Genomic DNA, 3,140 nt, shown 5'->3' with positions numbered 1-3,140 from the left:
GACCAATACCGCACCACCTACAATGTTGCCGAATGTCACTGGTATTAAGTTTGCAGTGACAAATTTCATGATGTTCAGGTCTGCATACTGGGCTGATGTTGCGCCAATTTGCATCCAAAAACTCTCTGGTGCGAATGCTTGAATTGTGATGCCTAATGGAACCATAAACATATTCGCCACACAGTGTTCAAAGCCTGAGCTAACGAACATTGCAACGGGTAATACGGTCATCATTGCTTTAGTCATGGCGTTAGCTGAGCTGAACGTTAACCAAATTGCTAAACACACTAGTAAGTTACAAAGCACACCCAAAGCGAAAGCTTGAACAGGGCTGTGGTGTAGCTTGTGTTGAGCAATGTTTAGAGCGTTTAAGCCCCATTGCCCGCCATCCAGTTGATATAAGCCTGCTGCACTTACCAAAGCCAGTAGGAACATTGCACCGATAAAGTTGCCTACATATACCTTGCCCCAGATAGACAGCATCTTGGTGAAGGTTATCTGCTTATTAGCCCATGAAATGCTTGATAACACCGAACTGGTAAATAGCTCGCCACCACAAATAACAATCAGGATTAACCCCATGCTGAATGCAAGACCACCGGCTAAGCGACTTAATCCCCATCCTGCATCAGCGCTACCTGTGGTCACCGTGATGTAGAATAAAAAAGCAAGCCCGATGAATGCGCCAGCCATGATTGCCAAACTCAATGTCATGCTGCTGGTTTTATTTGCTTTGCTTAATGCAAATTTCTCGGCTTCCGCCATCATTTCTGTTGGCGAGAACAGTTGCTGATTTTCAGAAGTGCTGGTTGCCATATCCCCCCCTTGAACAATCCGTCATGTGTAATTCCTAGTGTTAATGACTTGGTTAATCCGTAATGGTTAATCATGGTTAATCAGTAATGTTTTGCAGGGCTCGTTGTGTCCTGCCATTCCAGATTAGGGGGTTGAGGGGTAGAGGTAAAATTGATAATTTTTAGAAACCACATCAAAAATATTGATATAGATTTGGTTAGGCGTAGAATGAAATTGATTGCTCATCGGCTTAACAAAAACGAGCAGCAGGACATAAGTTATTAAAAGAATTAAGGATAGATTTTGCGTTATTCATTAAAGCAACTCGCCGTCTTTGACGCGGTAGCAGATTCGGGAAGCGTAAGTCAGGCAGCTGATAGGCTTGCATTGACTCAGTCGGCGACAAGTATGTCTCTTGCACAATTGGAAAAAATGCTCGGCAGGCCTTTGTTTGAAAGGCAGGGCAAGCAAATGGCGCTCACTCATTGGGGCATGTGGCTTAGGCCAAAAGCGAAGCGTTTACTGCAAGATGCACAGCAAATTGAAATGGGTTTTTACGAGCAGCATTTATTGAGTGGAGAGCTCAAACTCGGTGCGAGCCAAACCCCGGCAGAACACCTGGTTCCAGACCTCATCAGTATTATTGATAACGACTTTCCTGAGATGCGAATCTCGCTTGGTGTACAAAGTACCGATGCGGTTATAGATGGCGTATTAGATTACCAATATGACCTTGGCGTTATCGAAGGTCGCTGTGACGATAACCGAGTTCATCAAGAAGTGTGGTGTACCGACCATTTAACGGTGGTTGCATCGGCTCATCACCCATTTGCAAAGCGTGAACGTGTCAGTTTGGCGCAACTAGAACAAGCGAAGTGGGTATTGCGTGAACATGGTTCAGGTACTCGCAAAGTTTTTGATAGCTCTATTCATCATTTAATTGGTGATCTTGATGTTTGGCGAGAATATGAACACGTTCCTGTTTTAAGAAGTTTGGTAGCAAACGGCCCATATTTAACGTGTTTACCTTATCTCGATGTCGAGCAGTTTGTTGAATCTGGCCAGCTCGTTACTTTGAATGTTCCTGAGCTTGAAATGGAACGTACGCTTTCGTTTATTTGGCGTGCGGATATGGCAGAAAACCCACTTGCTGAATGTATTAAGCGAGAAGGCAAGCGCATGATGAAAGGCAAACCGTCAGTTCTATAACGGTAATTTGATAATATGCTGATAACCTAATATGTTGAATAAGCGATTTCGGTCTCTATCTGGTGATAAATGCACATTAACGTACATTATTAATGTGATCATGATCGGCTAAAAGAAGGCGTTCTTCCCATAATATGCTTACTTGATTTTAAGTGAGGCTAAATCCGGTGCGATGAATTTCGTAATTAGGCTTTAGAAATAGTATGAGTACATTAGTCGCGATTTCATTAACAACAGGTATTTTGTCAGGTCTATGGGGATGGATAGCTATCTCTTTCGGCTTGCTGTCATGGGCCGGTTTCTTAGGTTGCACCAGTTATTTTGCTTCGCCAACAGGCGGCGTTAAAGGACTAGCAGGTAGCTTATTGACCAACATGACTGGCGTATTCTGGGCAATGGTGATTATCGAAAGCTCGACCTTCGCAGGGTTAGAGATTTTAGGCTATATGATTACCGCTATTGTCGCTTTCTTTATGTGTATTCAAGCCAAACAAGCGTGGCTAGGTTATATCCCAGGGACCTTTATTGGTTGCTGCGCGACGTTTGCAGCAGGCGGCGATTGGCAACTTGTCGTGCCATCTTTACTGCTTGGTGGTGTCTTTGGATACTTGATGAAAGCAACGGGGCTTTGGCTTCACGAAAAATCGACTCAATCTTCGGAAGCGGTTGAACCACACGCTAAGCAAGCGAAGGCTTAATTCGTTAACCTAGCCTTAATTCGTTAACCTAACCTTAGTTTAGTCACTGTGAACTCTTGCAAGATAACCCCCAATTAATTTGTATATCGATTTATACAGGCACACCACTTGGTGTGCCTTTTTTGGTTTCTTAATCAATTCAAGAAATTATCAACAGAAGAACTAATAGCACTTATCAGATAAGCAAGAAGCTAGGTATTTCCGTTTGCCATGGTGATCACGCGTTTCAAAGTCCATCTCAACAACAATGGAATACAGTCTTGTCCTTGATTCTCACAATGAGACACGATCGCTAAAGCCAGGTCTGGTTTTGCGTGTTTCTTTAGAACTTTCGCCACAACTTTCTTCGCTGGAATAGGGTGATCATAAGGAATCTTAACCATGTCTCTGAAAAAGTTCTCAAACCCATTCATGTACAAGTAGTGCTCTATGTCTCTA

Annotated in this window: 3 protein-coding genes and 1 pseudogene; 2 read left to right on the top strand and 2 right to left on the bottom strand. The window is 43.3% G+C overall.

The features are described from left to right. Positions 1–816 (bottom strand): formate transporter FocA (focA, locus tag AB4653_RS23545; protein ID WP_372105456.1); only part of this gene is annotated, 816 nt, incomplete at its 3' end. 282 nt (positions 817–1,098) lie between these two features. On the opposite strand from focA, the gene AB4653_RS23540 reads away from it, so the two are divergent. Further along, positions 1,099–2,004: a LysR substrate-binding domain-containing protein gene (locus AB4653_RS23540; protein WP_009845304.1), complete on the top strand. Its 906-nt coding sequence runs from the start codon at positions 1,099–1,101 to the stop codon at positions 2,002–2,004. A 203-nt stretch (positions 2,005–2,207) separates the two neighbouring features. Further along, entirely contained in the window at positions 2,208–2,702 is a 495-nt protein-coding gene (locus AB4653_RS23535) for a DUF1097 domain-containing protein (protein ID WP_009845305.1), read from the top strand. 191 nt (positions 2,703–2,893) lie between these two features. Here AB4653_RS23535 and AB4653_RS23530 read toward each other — a convergent pair. Next, positions 2,894–3,140 (bottom strand): annotated as a pseudogene (locus AB4653_RS23530) (ATP-dependent endonuclease); the annotation flags it as partial.

Source organism: Vibrio sp. 10N.222.48.A3, assembly GCF_041475345.1.
GTDB lineage: Bacteria > Pseudomonadota > Gammaproteobacteria > Enterobacterales > Vibrionaceae > Vibrio > Vibrio tasmaniensis_A.
The sequence above is the reverse complement of the archived record's forward strand: the minus strand, read 5'-3'. Positions and strand labels throughout refer to the sequence as shown.

Excerpts from the sequence above, each read along its gene's own strand:
- AB4653_RS23535 (WP_009845305.1), top strand. The coding sequence starts at position 2,208 with ATGAGTACATTAGTCGCGATTTCATTAACAACAGGTATTTTGTCAGGT.